Below are 18,096 nucleotides of genomic sequence, written 5' to 3'. Positions count from 1 at the left end.
ACCCGCTGATGAAACCGAGGAATACCGGCGCTTTAACGATCGCTTTTCAGTCATTACGCTATTTTTCATGATCGCGTGCGCATATCTGGCTTCCCTTCTTTCATTTGTTGGAGTCTCCGCAAGCAAAGTGCTCATCTATTTTCCAGCTTTGAATGATCGAGCGACTTTCCTCTGGAATCATGATGTTCCCTCCTATTTGACTTTTGCCGCCACGGTGGGAGGTATTATTGTGACCGCACCTCTAACTATTGCAGTATTTATTCGTGGCTATTGGATTACCGTCGTCGCGCCTCGGAAATGTAGGAGGGTTTCTCAAGCGACTTTCCTTTCTGTAGCATGCATTTCTTCCGTTTCAAGCGCCTTTGTATGGATAGCCTTTATTCACGTTCCTGCAAATTATGATCCGCGTTGGCCTGGATTTGCGTCGATACTATTCTGGCCGTCGTTTCCAGTTATTGGTGCTGTTGTAGCATGGATGTCCAGCATGGTTCTCTTTTCGGTGTTCGTAGGGATCGGCAAAGCAGCGACGCAATTAGGAGGAAATGAAGCCTGACGATAATAATTCTAGCGAAAGTGGCGCTAACTCGCCCGATCCAAATTTCGGATTGTCGGTGCCTGCTTCTGTAGCAATCAATACTGTTATCACTGGGCAATACACCTTAATTGAAATGGCACGCGCAAAAACTGCTGGGGCGCCCCTATCTTAAGATCGGATTGTACCGCCCTGGCAACCGGTCCGGCCTTCCCGTCGACAGGATGTCCATAAGGCGGATCGACGCACGGTAGCGCCGGTCAGGTCAGGGCATCCGACCACCTCTCCCGGTTGCCGAAGTCCACAGCCCGGAATTCCATTTCGTGAGGCAGCCGGGGGCGGCGTCCCAGAATATGTGCTTGTCCAACAGGGGCTTGGCCGTTTTTTCGGGCAAAGGTTCCACATTTTGCCGATCCAGGGGTGCCGGGGTGGCTCCGGTGCCCCAGGTCGTGCATAAAGCGCGTTCAGTGCGTTTGTATCGGTACAGGGTTTTTCGCGTGTTGGATTTGCAGGACAAGATCGCCGGCGGCGAATGGTTCGATGTTTGCGAACATCTCAGTGAAACCGATGCGATCACCAGACTCTGGATCGGCGAGATCGATCGTGTCATGGGGCGCAGCAGCATCGATTTCCGCTTTGAAACCTTTCTGCGGGCCGGAATCAGGATTTATGCGGGCGCGATGGGGCGCCGCGTTTCCGTCAAGGAAATCTATGAGACGGCCGGCTATTCGAAATCGACGTTTCACCGGATCTTCGACAGCTTTCCGCGCTACCAGCTGAAGCTGTACCAGTTTCTTTGCCAGTCGGCCGTGGAGGTCTACAGGGAGCGGCTGAACCTGGCGGCCCGGACACCGGAAGAGTTCTGCCGGTTTACCAAGAATGTCGTCTACAGTTCACACCTGAGCGTACCGAGCAATCTCCTGCGCAAAATCTATCAGCTCAACGCGCCGATTTCGCCTTCCGACTTCCACCCGCATCTGGATATCATGGCCGAGGTGATGCACGACTACATCCGTGCCCACCTGTCGCTCGGCTACCGCCGCCTGCCGTTTTCAAGCTTCCGGGAACTGATCCGCACGCTGGACTACGATATCCTTGCCTCCAAGCTGGATCAGCCCTCGACATTCCCGTCCGCCGAGCAGGCGGACCGGCTGGAGCGCCTGCTCCTGGCCTATGTCAGGTGAAAACCGCCGGCGGACGGATCGTCAGCCGCGTGCCTGTCCTGCCGTCCGCGCCTCCGCAAGGTCATTCCAGACCTTCTGGTCCGTCAGTTTCCCTGCGGCCACGGTAAAGCGGTCAATGAAGCGGATGCCGTCAAATGGTGTACCGTCCGGCCATTCCCCGGCCAGCGTCCCGAAGCAGTAGACAATCATGCCGTCGGCGCTGAAGGCCTCGTCAAACGCCTGATAGGTCTTGCGCACGAAACGGTAGCGCGTGCGTCCCCACTCCACCAGTTCGGGCAGGGTGCGGAAGCGGTGCCCGCCCGGAAAGACCATTGAAAACCCCTCGGCCAGAAACGCCGCCGCCCGCTCCAGGTCGCGTGCTTCCATGGCCGCCAGGTAGTCGCGCACCAGGTCCGCGCCGGAGGGCGTCGGTGCACCGGGCACCCGGGCCTGGCGGCCGCGCATGTAGCCCGAGGGCTTCACCTCTTCCAGTATCACCGTGATGCCGTCCAGCGGTGCGGCGATCGTGGCGCACACGGCGTCGGTGAGGCGCTCGCCAAGCCGGCGTTTCGTTTCATCGTCATAGCCCTCGATCAGGGTGGTGCGAATAACGGGCACGGTCGTTTCTCCTTCGGCGGGAATGTTGACATAATGGTATAATGACATACCATTAATCGCAATCGTTGGGGAGCAGCATGGATCATCAGGAGCTGGAAAGTGGCGCAGGGGGCGGTCAGGGGCGCGGCAGCGCGGCCAGGATCGACATGCAGGGCCGCGTTCCGCTCTATCACCAGATTTTCCTCACGCTGAAGAACCGCATCTACAGCGGCATGCTCGGGCCGGGCGATCCGGTTCCCGGAGAGCAGGAGCTTTGCGGCGAGTTCGGTGTCTCGCGGATTACCGCGAAGCGGGCGCTGAACGAACTGGCGGATGCCGGGCTGGTGGTCCGCGAGCGGGGCAGGGGCACCCGGGTGGTCCCGCACCCGCCGGCCCAGGCGGTGACGGCTTCCATCGAGGGCTGGCTGGAAAACATCTCGCGCATGGGCATGTCCACCGAGGCGCGCGTGCTCGACCTCTCCTACGTGCCGTCGAACGGCGAGATCGCCGCCGCGCTGGACCTTGAGACGGGAACGCAGGTTCAGCGCGCCGAGCGCCTTCGCATCCTCGACGGCGAGCCGATGTCCTATCTCGTCACCTATGTGCCGGCGGATATAGGCCGCCACTATGAGCGGGAAGACCTGGAAACCACGCCGCTGCTGCATCTGCTGGAACGGGCGGGCGTGAATGTCGCTTCGGCGCGGCAGACCATTTCGGCGACACTGGCTGACGATTATGTCGCCAGCGCCCTCGACATCAACCCGGGCGCGGCGCTGATCGAGGTGCGCCGCATCGTCCGCGATGCCGGCGGACGGGCCGTGGAATATATCCGCGTGCTCTACCGGCCCGATCTCTATCGCTACGAATTGTCGATGAAGCGCGTGCGCGAGAAGGACGGCGCGCGCTGGACGACCACCCTATCGTCTCCGGCCCCCAACGGAGCACAGGAAAAACGGGAACATTCGGGGAAACGGCAGAAGAACGGTTAGACAGGAGGTTCAGATGACCGGACAGTCAATGAAGAAGGGCGTGGATCGCCGCCAGTTTCTTGCAGCGGGCGCCGCGGTGCTCGGTACAGGCATTACCGGTTTTCCGGCCGTGCTCAGGGCGCAGGAGCAAACGGTCAAGATCGGGCTTATCCACCCGGTGACCGGATTCATCGCCTTTTCCGGCACGCAGTGCCGCGAAGGCGCGCTGATGGCAATTGCCGACATCAATGCCGCAGGTGGCATCAAGTCGCTGGGCGGGGCCAAGCTGGAAGCCATGCTGGGCGACAGCCAGGGCAAGCCGGAACTGGGCGCTGCCGAAGTCACCAAGATGGTGGAGGGCGGTGTTCACGGCTTCGTCGCGGGCTATTCCTCGGCCATTTCGCTGGCCACCTCGCAGGAAGCCGCCAAGACCAACACGCCGCATGTCGTCGATGTCGGCGTGTCGGACCAGATCGTCAATCGCGGCCTTGCCAACACGTTCCGCTTCGCGCCCGGCTACGGCAAGATCGCGCAATTCGCCGTCGACAATCTCGACAAGATCAACCAGGCCTCGTCCTCGCCGGCCAAGTCCGCGATGATCATCCACGAGGAATCGCTGTTCGGCACGGGCACGGCGGAATTGTTGTCGAAGGCGCTGCCGGAAAAGGGCATCGAGGTGATCGATGTCATCAAGCATGCCAACCCGACGCGCGACTTCACCAATATCGTGCTGCAGATCAAGTCCAAGAAGCCGGACCTGATCATTCCTGCCAACTACTACAATGAATACGTGCTGCTGGCCCGAACCATGCGCCAGCAGAAGGTCGAGGCCAAGGGCATCTATTCGGTGCTCGGCGGTGCGGCATCGAGCCCGAAATTCGTGGCCGAGTTCCCGGAAGCCGCCGAGCAGATCATGGACTGCAACCATTGGTACGATCCGACCTCGGATCTGGCGCTGGCCCGCAAGAAGGCCGCCGAGGACAAGGGGCTGATCTACACCTACGAAGTCTTCCTGGCCTATAACGCGGTGGCGTTCCTGGCCGATGCCATCGAGCGGGCGGGAACGACCGACAAGGATGCGGTGAACGCCGCCATGGCCGCGTCGACCTTCGCAAACCATGGCATGCCCTATGGCCCGACCAAGATGGTCAACGGCCAGAACGAAGGGGCGCAGCCGGTCAATACGCAGGTGCAGGGCGGCGCCATCGAGGTGATCTATCCGGAGCAGTTCGCATCGGCCAAGCCGATCTTCCCGATGTCGCTGTAATATTACCCGACCTCGGACCGGGCGCCATCTCGCGCGCCCGGTCCGGGCAGGTCATCCAAACCGGACGGAACCATGCCGGATCTCGCCATCATCATTCCGTCGGTCCTCAACGGGCTGACGACCGGGGCGCTTTACGCGCTGATCGCGCTGGGGCTGACGCTGATCTACGGCGTGCTGCACATCATCAATTTCGCCCATGGCGCCCTGCTCATGGTCGGGCTCTATGCCGTCTGGTTTCTCAATTCCCGCCTCGGCATCGACCCCTATCTGGCGCTTCTGATCGTGCCGCCGGCCATGTTCGCGCTCGGCTATGCGCTTCAGCGCGGCATCATCGGGCGCTCCAGCCACGGGCGCGACGAGAATATCCTGCTGGTCACGCTGGGCCTTTCCATCGTCATCGAGAACCTGGCGCTGTTCATCTTCCGCTCCGATACCCGCATCATCGACACGCCCTATTCCTTCGAGACGGTGGAATTCCTGGGCGCCTTCCTGCCGCTGCCCAAGGTGATCGCCTTCTTCGGCGCGGTGGTCACGGCGGCGATCCTGTGGCTGCTCATGGCGCGCACCGATCTGGGCCGGGCGATCCGGGCGCTGGCCAAGGAGCGCAAGGGCGCGCAACTGGTCGGCATCGACACCGAACACGTGTTCGCGATGAGTTTCGGTCTGGGCATCGCCTGCCTCGGCATTGCCGCCTGCCTGCTGCTGCCCAGCTACTATGTCACGCCGCAGGTGGGGCACGGGTTCGTGCTGATCGCCTTCACCATCGTGGTACTGGGCGGCATGGGGTCGTTCGTGGGGGCGTTCCTGGGTGGCCTGATCATCGGCGTCGTGGAGGCGCTGGGCGGGCTTTTTCTCGGTGAAAGCCTCGGCCAGATCGGGATTTTCATCATCTTCATCCTGGTGCTGATGTTCCGGCCGCAGGGCCTTCTTGGACACAAGGTGTAGGCCGATGCGTCAGCTTGTTCTCCTTCTCGCCGTCTTCGCCGTCATCGCGCTGGCCCCGTTCGCCATCAGTTCCGAGTTCAACCTGAACCTGGTCATCATGGTGCTCTATGCCGCCCTGCTTGGGCAGGCGTGGAACATCCTGGGCGGCTATGGCGGGCAGTTTTCCTTTGGCCATGCGGCCTATTTCGGCACCGGCGCCTATACGGTTGCGGTGCTCCAGGTGCAGCTTGGCATCAATCCATGGATCGGGCTGGTGTCTGGCGCCGTGCTGGCTGTGGGCGTGGCAGCCTTCATCGGCCTTGCCACGTTCCGCTATGGCTTGCGCGGCTCCTATTTCGCGCTGGTGACGCTGGCCTTCGCCGAGGTCTTGCGCATCCTGTCCAATTCCGTGGACTTCACGGGCGCCGGCGTCGGCATCCTGATCCCGCTGGCGCCGGGGGCCGCAAATCTCCAGTTCGAGACGAAGACGGGGTATTTCTTCCTGATCTGGGCCTTCACGCTGGCCGCTTTCCTGGCGGTCTGGTGGATCGGGCATTCGCGTTTCGGGGCATCGCTGGCCGCGGTGCGCGACAACGAGGAAGCGGCGCGCGCGCTCGGCGTCAATGCGTTTCGCACCAAGATGGGCGCGATCATGCTGTCAGGCCTGTTCAGCGGGCTTGCCGGCGTCTTCTATGCGCAATATTTCCTCTATCTCGATCCCTATATCGCCTATGGGCCCGCCATTTCCGTCGAAAGCCTGCTGGTGCCGATCATCGGCGGCATGGGCACGCTGTTCGGCCCGCTGCTTGGCGCCGCGGCGCTGCATGCGGTCTCGGAACTGACGCGCGAACTGATTGGCGAGGTGCCGGGCATCAGCCTCGTGCTCTATGGCGCCCTGCTGGTCGTGATGGTCATGTTCCTGCCGCGCGGTCTGGCCGGACTGGGCAACCGGCTGTTCGCGCGGCGCGGGCCGAAGCCGGGGGAGGCCGGCCATGCTTGAGGTCAAGAGCATCTGCAAGTCCTTCGGCGGGTTGCAGGCATCGCGCGATGTCTCGCTCACCGTTCCGCAAGGCAAGATCACATCGCTGATCGGGCCGAACGGGTCCGGCAAGACAACGCTGTTCGCGCAGATCACCGGCTTCCTGAAGCCCGATTCCGGGCATGTCGCCTTCCTCGGGCGCGACATCACCGGCGAGGCGCCGGAAGCGATCGCGCGGTCGGGCATGGTGCGCACCTTCCAGATCGTGCAACCCTTCGCCGGCCAGACCGTGCGCGAGAACATCGCGGTGGGCGCACACCTGCACAGGGCCTCGCGGCGCGACGCCCTGGCCCATGCGGACGTGGTGGCGCGGCGGGTGGGCCTCGGCGACCGGCTCGACATCGACGCGGCATCGCTGACAGTTGCCGGGCGCAAGCGGCTGGAAGTGGCACGCGCGCTGGCCACCGATCCCAAGCTCATCCTCTTCGACGAGGTGCTGGCCGGGCTCAATCCGTCCGAGATCCGCGACGTGATCCCGGTCATCCGCGACATCTGCGACTCCGGTGTCACCATCTTCATGATCGAACACGTGATGCAGGCGGTGATGAGCCTGTCGGAATATACCTGGGTGCTGAACCAGGGCGAGGTGATCGCCGAGGGCGTGCCGGCCGATGTCGTCAAGGACGAGCGTGTGATCGAGGCCTATCTGGGCAAGGGCATGGCGCAGCGCATCGCGGGAAGGCAGGTGGCCAATGCTTGAGGTCAAGGCGCTTCGCGCCGGCTATGGCGCGGTGGAAGTGTTGCGCGGCGTCGATCTCGACATTGCAAGGGGCGAGATCGTGGCGCTGCTCGGCTCCAACGGCGTCGGCAAGACGACCTTCGCCGGCGTATTGTCCGGACTCGTGCCCGCCTGGTCGGGAAGCGTCGCCTTCAACGGCCGGAACATTGCCGGTCTTGGTGCCGGGCGGATCGTCGATCTCGGCCTCATTCACGTGCCGGAGGGACGCCATGTGTTCCCCAACCTGACGGTGCGGGAAAACCTGGAACTGGGGGCCTATCGCCGCGCGAAGGCCAACCGGGTGCGCAACATGGACCATGTCGTCGACGTCTTCCCGCGGCTCAAGGAGCGGTTCGGCCAGAAGGCCGGCACGTTGTCGGGCGGCGAGCAGCAGATGCTGGCCATCGGGCGCGGCATGATGGCGGAGCCGGAACTGCTGATCCTCGACGAACCGTCGATCGGCCTGTCGCCCCTGCTGGTGGAGGAGATGTTCGACCTGATCGGAAAGCTGAAGGCGGACGGCCTGACCATATTGCTGGTGGAGCAGAACGTGCTGCAATCCATGGAAATCGCCGACCGGGCCTTCGTGATGGAAAACGGCCAGATCAGGCTTTCGGGAAAACCGTCGGACCTGATGGACGACCCGGACCTGCAACGGGCCTATCTGGGGCTGGCATGATGGCGGCGACACTTGCACAGAAGATCATCGCGCGGGCTTGCGGCCGCGCCAGCGTGACGCCGGGCGATGTGGTGACGGCAAATGTGGATCTGGCGATGATCCACGATTCCGGCGGGCCGCGTCGCGTCGAACCGATCCTGAAGGAACTCGGGGCCGGCCTGTTCGACAAGGACAGGGTCGTGCTCATCTCGGACCATTTCGTGCCTGGCGAGACCGACGAGGGCGCGCGCATCCTGGCGCTGACGCGGCAATGGGCGAAGGAGCGCGGCGTCGCCTTCCATGATGGCGAGGGCATCTGCCATGTCGTGCTGCCGGAAAAGGGCCACCTGAAGCCCGGCATGTTCGTTGTCGGCGGCGACAGCCATTCACCCACCGGCGGGGCCTTCGGCGCCTACATGTTCGGCATTGGCGCGACGGAAATGGCGGGCGTTCTGGCCACCGGCGAAATCTGGATCAAGGTGCCGGAAACGATCCTGATCGAATGGCGGGGCAGGCTTGGCGCAGGTGTGACGGCCAAGGACATGATGCTGGCGGCCTGCGCGCGCCTCGGCATGGATGGCGGTCAGTACCAGGCCATTGAATATACAGGCGAGGCGGTGCGGGCGCTTTCGATGCAGGCGCGCATGACCTTGTCCAACATGGCCGCCGAACTGGGCGCGCAGGCCGGTCTCATCGCGCCGGACGAAACGACGGCGGCATGGCTTGCCGCCATGGGCGGGGATGCCGGCGACTGGCAGGGACTTTCCACGGATGCGGATGCGCCGCTGATGGCGCGGCACGTTTTCGATGCGTCCGCCCTTCAACCACAGGCCGCCGCGCCGCATTCGCCAGCCAATTCCGCGCCGGTGGACGAGGCGGGCAATGTGGCGGTGGACGTGGCCTATATCGGTGCCTGTACGGGCGCGAAGCTGGAAGACCTGACCGCGGCCGCGGCCATCCTGAAAGGGCGAAAGGCCGCTGCCGGCGTCGAACTGCTGGTCGCACCGGCCTCCAGGGCCGACCAGGACAAGGCGGCGGCGCAGGGCATCATGGCCGTTCTGGAGGAGGCCGGGGCGCGCATCCTGCCCAATGCATGCGGCATATGCGCCGGCTATGGCGAACACCGGCTGGGCGAGGACGTGACCTGCATTTCCTCCACGGCGCGCAATTTCAAGGGACGCATGGGCGCGGCCTCGTCCAAGGTCTGGCTGGCCTCGCCCTATACGGTGGCGGCGTCGGCCGTGGCCGGGCGCATCACCGATCCGCGCACCATGCTGGCGGAGGCAGGCGCATGACCGGCCGCATCTTCCTTTTCGGCGACGACATCGATACCGACCAGCTTGCGCCAGGCCAATACATGCGGGGCGGCATCGGGGAACTGGCGGCGCACTGCCTGGAAGGCATTCGCCCTGAATTCGCGGCTTCCGTCCAACGCGGCGACGTGGTCGTCGCGGGACGCAATTTCGGCATGGGCTCGTCGCGTGAACAGGCGGCGGAGGCCCTGCGGCATCTGGGCGTGGCGGGCGTGGTGGCACGCTCCTTCGCGGGCATTTTCTACCGCAATGCGATCAACCTGGGCCTGCCGGTGCTGACGGCGCCGGACCTTTCCGGCGTTGGCGACGGCGAGACGGCCGAACTGGACGTGGAGGCAGGGCTTTTGCGCCTGCCCGGCCAGGGGCGCACGGTGCGTCTCGATCCGCTGCCGGACAATCTGAAGACATTGCTCGCCGATGGCGGGCTGGTGCCGCATCTCAAGAAGCGTTTTGCGGCCGAGAGGGAGGACCACCGGTCATGACCATGAGCCTGAAACACCGGCTCGCCGAATCCCGCATCCTTGTGGCGCCGGGCGTCTATGACGCGCTGTCGGGGCTGATCGCGGAGCAGGCCGGCGCGGAAGCGGTCTACCTGTCGGGCGCATCCATCGCCTATACGCGGTTCGGCCGGCCCGATATCGGCCTTGTCTCGATGAGCGAGGTGGCCGACACGATCGCGGTGCTGCGCGACCGCATCGCGCTGCCCATCGTGGTGGATGGCGACAACGGCTTCGGCAATGCACTCAACGTGCAGCGCACGGTGCGGGTGTTCGAGCGCATGGGCGCGAACGCCATCCAGCTCGAAGACCAGACGATGCCCAAGCGCTGCGGCCATCTGGACGGCAAGTCGCTGGTGAGCGCATCCGAGATGGCGGGCAAGATCCGCGCGGCCTGCGACGCGCGCGCCGATGACGCCACGCTGATCATCGGGCGGACCGACGCCATAGCCGTCGAAGGGTTCGAGGCGGCGCTGGAGCGGGCCGAGGCCTACCTGGAAGCCGGCGCGGACATGCTGTTCGTCGAAGCGCCGCAAACGATGGAGCAGATCGGGCAGATCGTGACGCGGTTTGCCGGACGGGTGCCGCTGATGGCCAACATGGTGGAGGGCGGCAAGACGCCTTCACTGGATGCGGGCGAACTGGAAGAGGCCGGGTTCTCCTTCGTCATTTTTCCAGGCGGCATCGTGCGCGCCATCGCGGCCACGGCGCGCGACTACTACGCGAACCTTCTGCAAACCGGCTCGAACAAGGGCTTTCGTGACCGGATGTTCGATTTCGCCGGCCTGAACGGGGTGATCGGCACGCCGGCCATGCTTGAACACGGCAAGCGCTATGACGGAGACAAGGGGCAATGAGCATTGACGCCGTAACGCTGGCGATCCTCAAGGGCAGGCTGGAACAGATCGCCGACGAGATGGACGCGACCCTGTTCCGCTCCGCCTTCAACCCGATCATCGCGGAAGCGCATGACGCCTCGCATGGCATTTACGACGCGGCGACCGGCGAGACGCTGGTGCAGGGCAAGTCCGGCCTGCCGATCTTCGTCGGCGTGATGGCCTTCGCGGTCAAGGCGGTGATCGACAAGGCGGCGAAGACCGGTGGCATTCACGAGGGCGATGTCTGGATCTTCAACGATCCCTATGACGGCGGCACGCATCTTTCCGATTTCCGGCTGGTCAAGCCGGTTTTCCGGGATGGCAAGGTTTTCTGCTTCCTCGCCTCCGTCGGGCACTGGCACGATGTCGGCGGCAATGTGCCCGGCAACTACAACCCGGTGGCGACCGAGAGTTTCCAGGAGGGCATGCTGATCCCGCCGGTCAAGCTCTATGACCGGGGTGCGTGGCGGCAGGACATCGTCGACATCCTGTCGGCCAATTCGCGCCTGCCGCTTTCGCTCTATGGCGATCTCAACGGCCAGATCAACGCACTGGACCTCGGCGAAAAGCGCCTTCACGCGCTGATCGACGATTATGGCGATGCAACCGTTTCCGATTGCCTCGGCGAACTGAAGGACCGCGCTGCCCAGATGATGCGCGCGCAGATCGCAGCCCTGCCGGACGGCACGGTGTCGGCGGAGGATTTCCTCGACAATGACGGCATCGTGGACGCGCCGCTGAAGATCGCGCTCGACATGCGCATCGAGGGCGAGCGCATGGTGCTCGATTTCTCGCGCTCCTCGCCGGCCTGTGCCGGGCCGGTCAACATCTCGCGTTCCACCACGATCGCGGCCTGCTACGTGGCGCTGAAGCATGTCTTCGGCGACGTGCCGGCCAATGCCGGCGTCTTGGAGCCGGTCGACTTCCTGATCCCGGAGGATTCGCTCCTGTCGGTGAAGGCGCCGAAGCCTGTCGGCGGCTATACCGAGACGATCCTTCGACTGATCGACGTCGTCTTCCAGGCGGTGGCGCAGATCGCGCCGGACGAGGCCATGGCCTGCGCCTATGGCACGATCAACGCGCTGTCGCTGGCCGGTCACCGGGCCAACGGCCAGCGCTGGGTGATGTTCTCCTTCTTCGGCGGCGGGCATGGCGCGCACGGGCATGGCGACGGGCTGAACCATGGCAATGCGCCGATTTCGACGGCGACCATTCCGCCGCTGGAAATCCTGGAGGCGGCCTATCCGGTCTGCTTCACGCAATGGGCGCTCAGGCCCGATTCCGGCGGCGCGGGCACGCATCGCGGCGGACTGGGCGCGATCTACGAGATCGAACTGCTGGAAAAGAGCGCCGACGTGTTCCTGTTCGGCGAGCGGGGCAAGTTCGCGCCGCGTGGTGTGGCGGGCGGCGGCGACGCGGCGGCCAACCGGTTCACCTTCGAGCAGGATGACGGGACGCATCAGCCGCCCATGGTGTCCAAGATGATCGGCATCAAGCTGAAGCAGGGCCAGACCGTGCGCCTCGAAACGCCAGGCGGCGGCGGGCATGGCGATCCGGCCAAGCGGCCATCGGGGGCCATCGCGCGGGACATCCGGCTTGGCTATGTGAGCGCGGATGCGGCCGCGCGCGATTACGGCTATTCGGCCGGCAAAGGGGAGGCCGGCGAATGAGCGGGCGTATCGTCATCGGCGTGGATGTGGGCGGCACGTTCACCGATATTTTCGTGCTCGACGAGGCGTCGGGCACGGTCAGGACCGGCAAGGTGCCCTCGACGCGGGGCGACCAGTCGAAAGGCTTCGTCGAGGGCATTGGCGGGCTGGTGGCGGATTTCGGCGCCATCGGCACCGTGGTGCATGGCACGACGGTGGGCACGAATGCGTTGCTGGAACGCAAGGGCGCGCGCACGGGCATCATCACCACGACGGGCTTTCGCGACGTGCTGGAGATGCGCCGCCGCGACCGGCCGACCACATGGGGGCTGAAAGGTGCCTTCGAGCCGGTGGTGGAGCGGCCCGACCGGGTGGAGGTGGACGAGCGTGTGCTGGCCGATGGCACGGTGCGGCTCGCCGTCGACCCGGAAGCGGTCAAGGCGCAGGCGATGGCGCTGCGCGATGCCGGCTGCGAGGCGGCCTGCGTGTTCTTCATCAACGGCTATGCCAATGACGCCAACGAGCGCGTTGCGGTGGAAGCCGTCCGCTCGGTCTGGCCGAACGCCCATGTGACGGCGGCGACCGAGATCCTTCCCGAAATCCGCGAGTTCGAGCGGCTGTCGACGGCCACGCTGAACGCCTATCTGCAACCGGTCGTGTCGTCCTATCTCGACCGGCTGGAAACCGGCTTGCGCGACCGCGGCTTCGGCGGCGACGTTCTGATCGTGCAATCAAACGGCGGCGTCATGTCGGTGGACACGGCCAAGCGCTATCCCGTCCGCACCGCGCTTTCCGGCCCGGCAGCGGGCGTGATCGCGGCGACGGCCATCGCGAGCGCCGCCGGCTTCGACAACATCATCACCTGCGACATGGGCGGCACGTCGTTCGATGTGTCGCTTGTGGCGGGCGGCGAAGCGGCGCTGGCGGCGCAGACGGCCATCGATTTCGGCATGGTGGTTCGCACGCCCATGATCGAGATCACCACCATCGGCGCGGGTGGCGGGTCCATCGCCTCTGTGGACAAGAGCGGGCTTCTGCAGGTGGGGCCGGAATCGGCCGGTTCCGATCCGGGGCCGGTCTGCTACGGCCTTGGCAATGACCGGCCGACGGTGACAGATGCCAACCTGGTGCTCGGCCGCATCAACGCCGCGCGGCCGATCGGCGGCAAGCTGGACCGCCTCGACGTGGAGGCCGCGCGCGCGGCGATTGCCCGCGTGGTGGCGGAGCCTCTGGGCCTTTCCATCGAAGACGCAGCGGAAGCGATCCTGAAACTTGCGAACGCGAAAATGGCGGGTGCAATCCGGCTCGTGTCCATCGAGAAAGGGCACGATCCCGCCCGCTTCGCGGCCATGCCGTTCGGTGGCGGCGGCGCTTTGCATACCGGTGCGCTTATCAAGGAAGTGGGACTCGGCTCGGCGCTGGTACCGCGCTTTCCCGGCGTCACCTCGGCGCTGGGCTGCGTGGTGGCGGACATGCGCCATGACCGGGTGCAGACCGTCAACCGCCTGCTCGACCAGATCGACGCGGGCACGCTGGGCGGCGAGATGGAGACGGAGGCCGGCGCGATCCGCTCCGTGCTGGAGGCTTCCGGCATTGCCTTCGCCGCCATCGGCACCGTGTATGAACTGGACATGCTCTACCTCGGCCAGACGCACACGGTCTCCGTGACGCTGGATGGCGCCGGGGCGGGCCTGACCGGCGATGCCATCCGCACCGCCTTCGAGAGGGCCTACCGGGCAGCCTATGGCCGCCTTCTCGACGGCATTCCCATGCGGGTGATGAATTACCGCGTCGCGGTGATCGGCCGCAGGCCCGGTCTCGACATGGCCGTCTTCGCACCGTCCGGCGGCAAGCCGGCTGATGCCTGCCGCACCGGCACGCGGACAGTCTGGTGCGACGGCGCGGCACATGAGGCGGGCGTCTATGAGCGCCTCGACCTGGCGGTGGGCGAGCGCATCGCCGGACCGGCCCTCATGGAGCAGGCCGATACGACCATCTTCGTCGATCCGGGGCTGGCGGCCGAAGTCGACCGGTTCGGCAACCTGGTGATCCGGCGCATGGAGGCCGGCCATGGCTGATGCTCCGCTCGACCCGGCCCGCACGGGCCTTCTCATCGTCGACCTGCAAAACGACTTCCTGCACCCGGACGGCGCCTATGCGCGTGGCGGGCAGTCCAGCGGCGCGATTGCGGCCCTGCCTGCGCGGGTGAAGCCGGTGGCGGACGCGCTCAGGGCGGCCGGTGGCTGGGTCATCTCGACGCAGTTCACGCTGGTGCCCGGCAAGGGTGGCGAGCCGTTCATCTCGCCGCATCTGAAAGCCTTGCGACCCTTTCTGCGCAAAGGCGATTTCGCGCCCGGCGCCTGGGGGCACCAATTGGTCGATGCGCTGCAACCGGCGGACCTGACGGTGGAAAAGGTTGCCTATTCGGCCTTTTACATGACGCGGATGGAGTTCGTGCTGCGCAAGGCAGGTATCGAGACGCTGATGATCTGCGGTATCGTCACCAATGGCGGGGTGGCCTCGACGCTGCGCGATGCGCATGTGCGCGATTTCCGCACGATCCTGCTTACCGACGGCTGCGCGGCGTTTCGCCAGAGCGTGCATGACACGGCGATTGCCGACCTGTCGACCATCGCCACGCCGATGACCTGCGGCGAGGCGGAAGCCATGTTGCGGGGCGCGTGAGATGGCCGGCCGTGTCATTCCGGCCAAGCCGGATCGCGTGGATGGGGAGGCGCAGGTGGTCATCATCGGCGCGGGCGCCTGTGGCCTGACGGCGGCATTGCGGGCACGCGCGGCGGGTGCGGATGTGCTGGTTCTGGAACGCGATTCCTCGCCCAGCGGATCCACGTCGATGTCATCAGGCTTCGTGCCGGCACCGGCCACGCGGTTCCAGCGCGCCGCCGGGATCGCGGACGATACGCCCGACCTGTTTCTCGCCGACATCATGGCCAAGTCCAAGGGCTCATCGCGCGCGGACCTGGCGCGGCTGGCGTCGGTCAGCATCGGTCCGGCGCTGGAATGGCTCAGCGACCATGCCGGAATCGAATGGATCGTGCTCGACGATTTTCTCTATCCCGGCCATTCGCGCCATCGCATGCATGCCGTGCCCGAAAAGACCGGCGCGGCGCTGGAGGCGCGTCTGCTGGCGGCCGCGGAAACGGCGGAGATCCCGGTCGTGACCGATGCGCGCGCCGAACAGCTCTACATGGACGGCGACCGGATCGCCGCGGTCGGGATCGCGCGACCCGATGGCGCGCGCGAGGTGATCGGCTGCGGCGCGCTGGTGCTGGCCTGCAACGGCTATGGCGGCAATCGCGACCTCGTGGCGCGGCACATCCCGGAAATCGCCTCCGGCCTCTATTACGGCCATGCCGGCAATACGGGCGATGCGGTCCTGTGGGGCGAAGAACTGGGCGCGCTGGCCGACCATCTGTCGGGCTACCAGGGGCACGGGTCGCTGGCCCATCCGCATGGCATCCTCATCACGTGGGCGCTGATGATGGAGGGCGGCGTCCAGGTGAACCGCGAGGGCCAGCGCTTTTCCAACGAGCATGGCGGCTATTCGGAACAGGCGGTGCATGTGCTGGGCCAGCCGGACGGTCTTGCCTGGAACATCTATGACCGGCGTATCCACGATTTCGCGCTGTCCTTTCCGGACTATCGCGATGCCGTGGCGGCCGGCGCGATCCGGCAGGGGGCCAGCGTTGCGGACCTTGCCGCGGCGACGGGATTGCCGGAAGCCGGTCTCGCCGAAACATTGACGACGGTCGCGGCATTGCAGGCCGGCGAAGGCACGGATGCCTTCGGTCGCGACTTCATGGGCAAACCGGCTCTGGAGCCGCCCTTTTTCGCGGTGAAGGTGACCGGCGCACTGTTCCATACGCAAGGCGGGCTGGTCATCGACGATGAAGCCCGGGTGCTCAGGGCCGGCGGATCGGCCTTTGCCAACCTGTTTGCCGGTGGCGGCGCGGCCTGCGGCGTTTCCGGGCCGGATGTCTCCGGCTACCTGTCGGGCAACGGGTTGCTCACCGCCATCGGTTTCGGCTGGCTGGCCGGGGCTTCGGCGGCGCGTTCGGCCTAATCGTCGAGCCGGCGCTTGTCGGGCGCCTTGCGTCCGACATAGTGGATGGTCTGGGCGGGGTCTGCATCCGCCTCGTCGACGACGCCGATCATCACGCCCTTGCCGCCCGGCTTCTTGCGGGTTGCCAGCACTTTCGAATTGGGTACCGTGGTGCGCTGGGATGGCCGGCGCGCCCAGGCAAAAAGTGCGTCGTACAACCGGTCGATGACCGGGCGGTGTTGCGCGCTTTCGCCAAGGTCGACCAGTTCATCCGGGTCGTTTTCCAGATCGAACAGCATGGGGCGGAAGCCGCCCTCGAAATGGATCATCTTCCACTGGCGGTCAGCGACCATGACCATGCGGGCCTCGGTCGCGCCGAGTTCCAGCCGGTCGGCCAGCGGCGTTGTCGAATAATCGAATTCGCAGATCACATGGTCGCGCAACGGGCCTTCCTGCCGGCCATGGAGAAGCGGGACCAGCGAGCGGCCCTCAAGAATGTGATCGACGGCGGAAGGATCGCCGCCGGCGACTTCCAGGAAGGTCGGTACGAGATCGATGCACTCGACAAGCTGATCGCAGACCATGCCGCGCGTGGCGTCCGCCTCAGGCGAGGGGTCGTAAACGATCAGCGGCACCTTCACCGAGGCATCGTGAAAGAAGGTCTTTTCGCCCAGCCAGTGATCGCCGAGGAAGTCGCCATGGTCGGAGGTCACGACGATCATCGTGTCTTTCATGCGCCCGGTCTTTTCCAGCCAGTCGAAGAGCACGCCCATCTGGTCGTCGCACTGCTTGATGAGGCCCATATAGGCGCGCAGCACCTTCTCTCGCACGTCATCGCGGGCAAAGGCGCGGCCGACGGGTGCGTTCATGAAGCCCTTGAAGACCGGATGGGCGTTGTCGAACTCCGCCTGGCTGCGCACCGGCGGGAGGAAAAGCTCCGGTCCGTACATGGCGTGATAGGGCGCCGGCACGATATAGGGCCAGTGCGGCTTGATGTAGGAGAGGTGGCAGCACCAGGGCCTGTCACCCTGCGCCTCCATGAACGCCATGCCGCGCCGCGTGAGATAGGGCGTTTCGCTGTCCTCCCCGGCGATGTTGGCGGGTTCGTCGGCATTCTTCAGGAACCAGCCGGAGAGCACGTTGCCCTCGTCATCGATGCCCGAATTGGCGAAGTCGTGCCAGGGGTTGTCGCTGTCATAGCCGCGGGCGCGAAGGTATTCATTGTATTTCAGCGCGCCGCCCTCGTCGTAGAAGCCGTCAGGCCCCTGCGGGCGCATGCCGTCGTCGCGCTCGAAGACATCGAAGCCGCATTCGGCCACCCGCGCGCCGATCACGCTGTCGGGTGCCAGGCCCAGGCGGCGCATGCCTTCAGCATCGGCAGCCATGTGGGTCTTGCCGACGAGCCAGCAATCCATGCCCGCGTCGCGCAGATAATCGCCCATGGTGCGCTCGCCGACCTTCAGCGGCGCATTGTTCCAGGCCGCGCCGTGGCTGTTCACATAGCGCCCGGTATAGGTGGACATGCGCGACGGACCGCAGAGCGGCGACTGGATGAAGGCACGGTTGAAGCGCATGCCGCGCGCGGCCAGCCGGTCGATATTCGGCGTGTGCAGATGCGGGTGGCCGTAGCATGAGAGGTAATCCCAGCGCAGTTGGTCGAACATGATGAAAAGGATGTTCTTCGCCTTGCGCATCTGGTTTCGTCCCCCGGGCTTCCCGTTCATGCTCCTTGTCCTGTCTGCACGCCACAAGAGGTTAAAATCAAGGAGAAACGCCGCGCGCGCCAAGGCCGCATTGGCAGTGGCGGCAGACGGGCCGCCATGCTAGCTG

General features: G+C 65.0%; 17 protein-coding genes (1 of these 17 only partly in view). 15 read left to right on the top strand and 2 right to left on the bottom strand.

Annotated elements, in window-relative coordinates; all coding sequences use genetic code 11:
• Both R3D65_RS14890 and R3D65_RS14885 read left to right on the top strand, forming a co-directional pair.
• On the top strand, positions 1-553 hold the 3' portion of the coding sequence (locus R3D65_RS14890) for a hypothetical protein (RefSeq protein WP_371276031.1). Its footprint begins 47 nt before the window's first position; only the last 553 of its 600 coding nucleotides appear in the window; its start codon lies off the left edge, out of view; its stop codon occupies positions 551-553.
• Between the two features lie 416 nt (positions 554-969).
• Positions 970-1,716 carry a hypothetical protein gene (locus R3D65_RS14885; RefSeq protein ID WP_371276030.1) on the top strand — a complete coding sequence of 249 codons (747 nt, stop codon included), beginning with the start codon at positions 970-972 and terminating at the stop codon, positions 1,714-1,716.
• Positions 1,717-1,737: 21 nt separating this feature from the next.
• On the opposite strand, the gene R3D65_RS14880 is transcribed toward R3D65_RS14885, so the two are convergent.
• A complete protein-coding gene (locus R3D65_RS14880) occupies positions 1,738-2,313 on the bottom strand; it encodes a tautomerase family protein (protein ID WP_371276029.1) in 576 nt (191 codons plus the stop codon).
• 77 nt (positions 2,314-2,390) lie between these two features.
• Between R3D65_RS14880 and R3D65_RS14875 the strand changes: the two genes are divergently transcribed.
• The 13 genes from R3D65_RS14875 to R3D65_RS14815 all read left to right on the top strand — a co-directional run bounded on the left by R3D65_RS14875 (position 2,391) and on the right by R3D65_RS14815 (position 16,287).
• Positions 2,391-3,281 carry a GntR family transcriptional regulator gene (locus R3D65_RS14875; RefSeq protein WP_371276028.1) on the top strand — a complete coding sequence of 297 codons (891 nt, stop codon included), beginning with the start codon at positions 2,391-2,393 and terminating at the stop codon, positions 3,279-3,281.
• 13 nt (positions 3,282-3,294) lie between these two features.
• Positions 3,295-4,527, top strand: coding sequence for an ABC transporter substrate-binding protein (locus tag R3D65_RS14870; protein ID WP_371276027.1), 1,233 nt, complete (start codon positions 3,295-3,297; stop codon positions 4,525-4,527).
• Positions 4,528-4,599: 72 nt separating this feature from the next.
• On the top strand, positions 4,600-5,472 hold the full coding sequence (locus R3D65_RS14865; protein WP_371276026.1) for a branched-chain amino acid ABC transporter permease: 873 nt from the start codon (positions 4,600-4,602) through the stop codon (positions 5,470-5,472).
• A 4-nt stretch (positions 5,473-5,476) separates the two neighbouring features.
• Entirely contained in the window at positions 5,477-6,451 is a 975-nt protein-coding gene (locus tag R3D65_RS14860) for a branched-chain amino acid ABC transporter permease (protein WP_371276024.1), read from the top strand.
• Positions 6,444-7,190, top strand: coding sequence for an ABC transporter ATP-binding protein (locus tag R3D65_RS14855; RefSeq protein ID WP_371276022.1), 747 nt, complete (start codon positions 6,444-6,446; stop codon positions 7,188-7,190). The genes R3D65_RS14860 and R3D65_RS14855 overlap by 8 nt, the downstream gene beginning before the upstream one ends.
• Positions 7,183-7,887, top strand: coding sequence for an ABC transporter ATP-binding protein (locus R3D65_RS14850; RefSeq protein ID WP_371276020.1), 705 nt, complete (start codon positions 7,183-7,185; stop codon positions 7,885-7,887). The genes R3D65_RS14855 and R3D65_RS14850 overlap by 8 nt, the downstream gene beginning before the upstream one ends.
• On the top strand, positions 7,884-9,161 hold the full coding sequence (locus R3D65_RS14845) for a 3-isopropylmalate dehydratase large subunit (protein ID WP_371276019.1): 1,278 nt from the start codon (positions 7,884-7,886) through the stop codon (positions 9,159-9,161). Before R3D65_RS14850 ends, R3D65_RS14845 begins: the two co-directional genes overlap by 4 nt.
• Entirely contained in the window at positions 9,158-9,661 is a 504-nt protein-coding gene (locus R3D65_RS14840) for a 3-isopropylmalate dehydratase (protein WP_371276018.1), read from the top strand. The genes R3D65_RS14845 and R3D65_RS14840 overlap by 4 nt, the downstream gene beginning before the upstream one ends.
• 2 nt (positions 9,662-9,663) lie before the next feature.
• Entirely contained in the window at positions 9,664-10,533 is an 870-nt protein-coding gene (locus tag R3D65_RS14835; protein WP_371276054.1) for an oxaloacetate decarboxylase, read from the top strand.
• Positions 10,530-12,224, top strand: a complete 1,695-nt coding sequence (locus tag R3D65_RS14830) for a hydantoinase B/oxoprolinase family protein (RefSeq protein ID WP_371276017.1) — start codon at positions 10,530-10,532, stop codon at positions 12,222-12,224. The genes R3D65_RS14835 and R3D65_RS14830 overlap by 4 nt, the downstream gene beginning before the upstream one ends.
• On the top strand, positions 12,221-14,281 hold the full coding sequence (locus R3D65_RS14825) for a hydantoinase/oxoprolinase family protein (RefSeq protein ID WP_371276016.1): 2,061 nt from the start codon (positions 12,221-12,223) through the stop codon (positions 14,279-14,281). Before R3D65_RS14830 ends, R3D65_RS14825 begins: the two co-directional genes overlap by 4 nt.
• Complete coding sequence (locus R3D65_RS14820; RefSeq protein WP_371276015.1) at positions 14,274-14,888, top strand: cysteine hydrolase family protein; 615 nt, start codon at positions 14,274-14,276, stop codon at positions 14,886-14,888. The genes R3D65_RS14825 and R3D65_RS14820 overlap by 8 nt, the downstream gene beginning before the upstream one ends.
• A 1-nt stretch (position 14,889) precedes the next feature.
• Positions 14,890-16,287: an FAD-dependent oxidoreductase gene (locus tag R3D65_RS14815; RefSeq protein ID WP_371276014.1), complete on the top strand. Its 1,398-nt coding sequence runs from the start codon at positions 14,890-14,892 to the stop codon at positions 16,285-16,287.
• Here the strand turns inward: R3D65_RS14815 and R3D65_RS14810 are convergent.
• Positions 16,284-17,960 carry a sulfatase-like hydrolase/transferase gene (locus R3D65_RS14810; RefSeq protein ID WP_371276053.1) on the bottom strand — a complete coding sequence of 559 codons (1,677 nt, stop codon included), beginning with the start codon at positions 17,958-17,960 and terminating at the stop codon, positions 16,284-16,286. The genes R3D65_RS14815 and R3D65_RS14810 overlap by 4 nt on opposite strands.
• Positions 17,961-18,096: the final 136 nt, after the last annotated feature.

Source organism: Zhengella sp., assembly GCF_041397485.1.
In the GTDB taxonomy this organism is placed as follows: Bacteria; Pseudomonadota; Alphaproteobacteria; order Rhizobiales; family Rhizobiaceae; genus Zhengella.
This window is presented reverse-complemented; position numbering and strand designations above follow the sequence as displayed.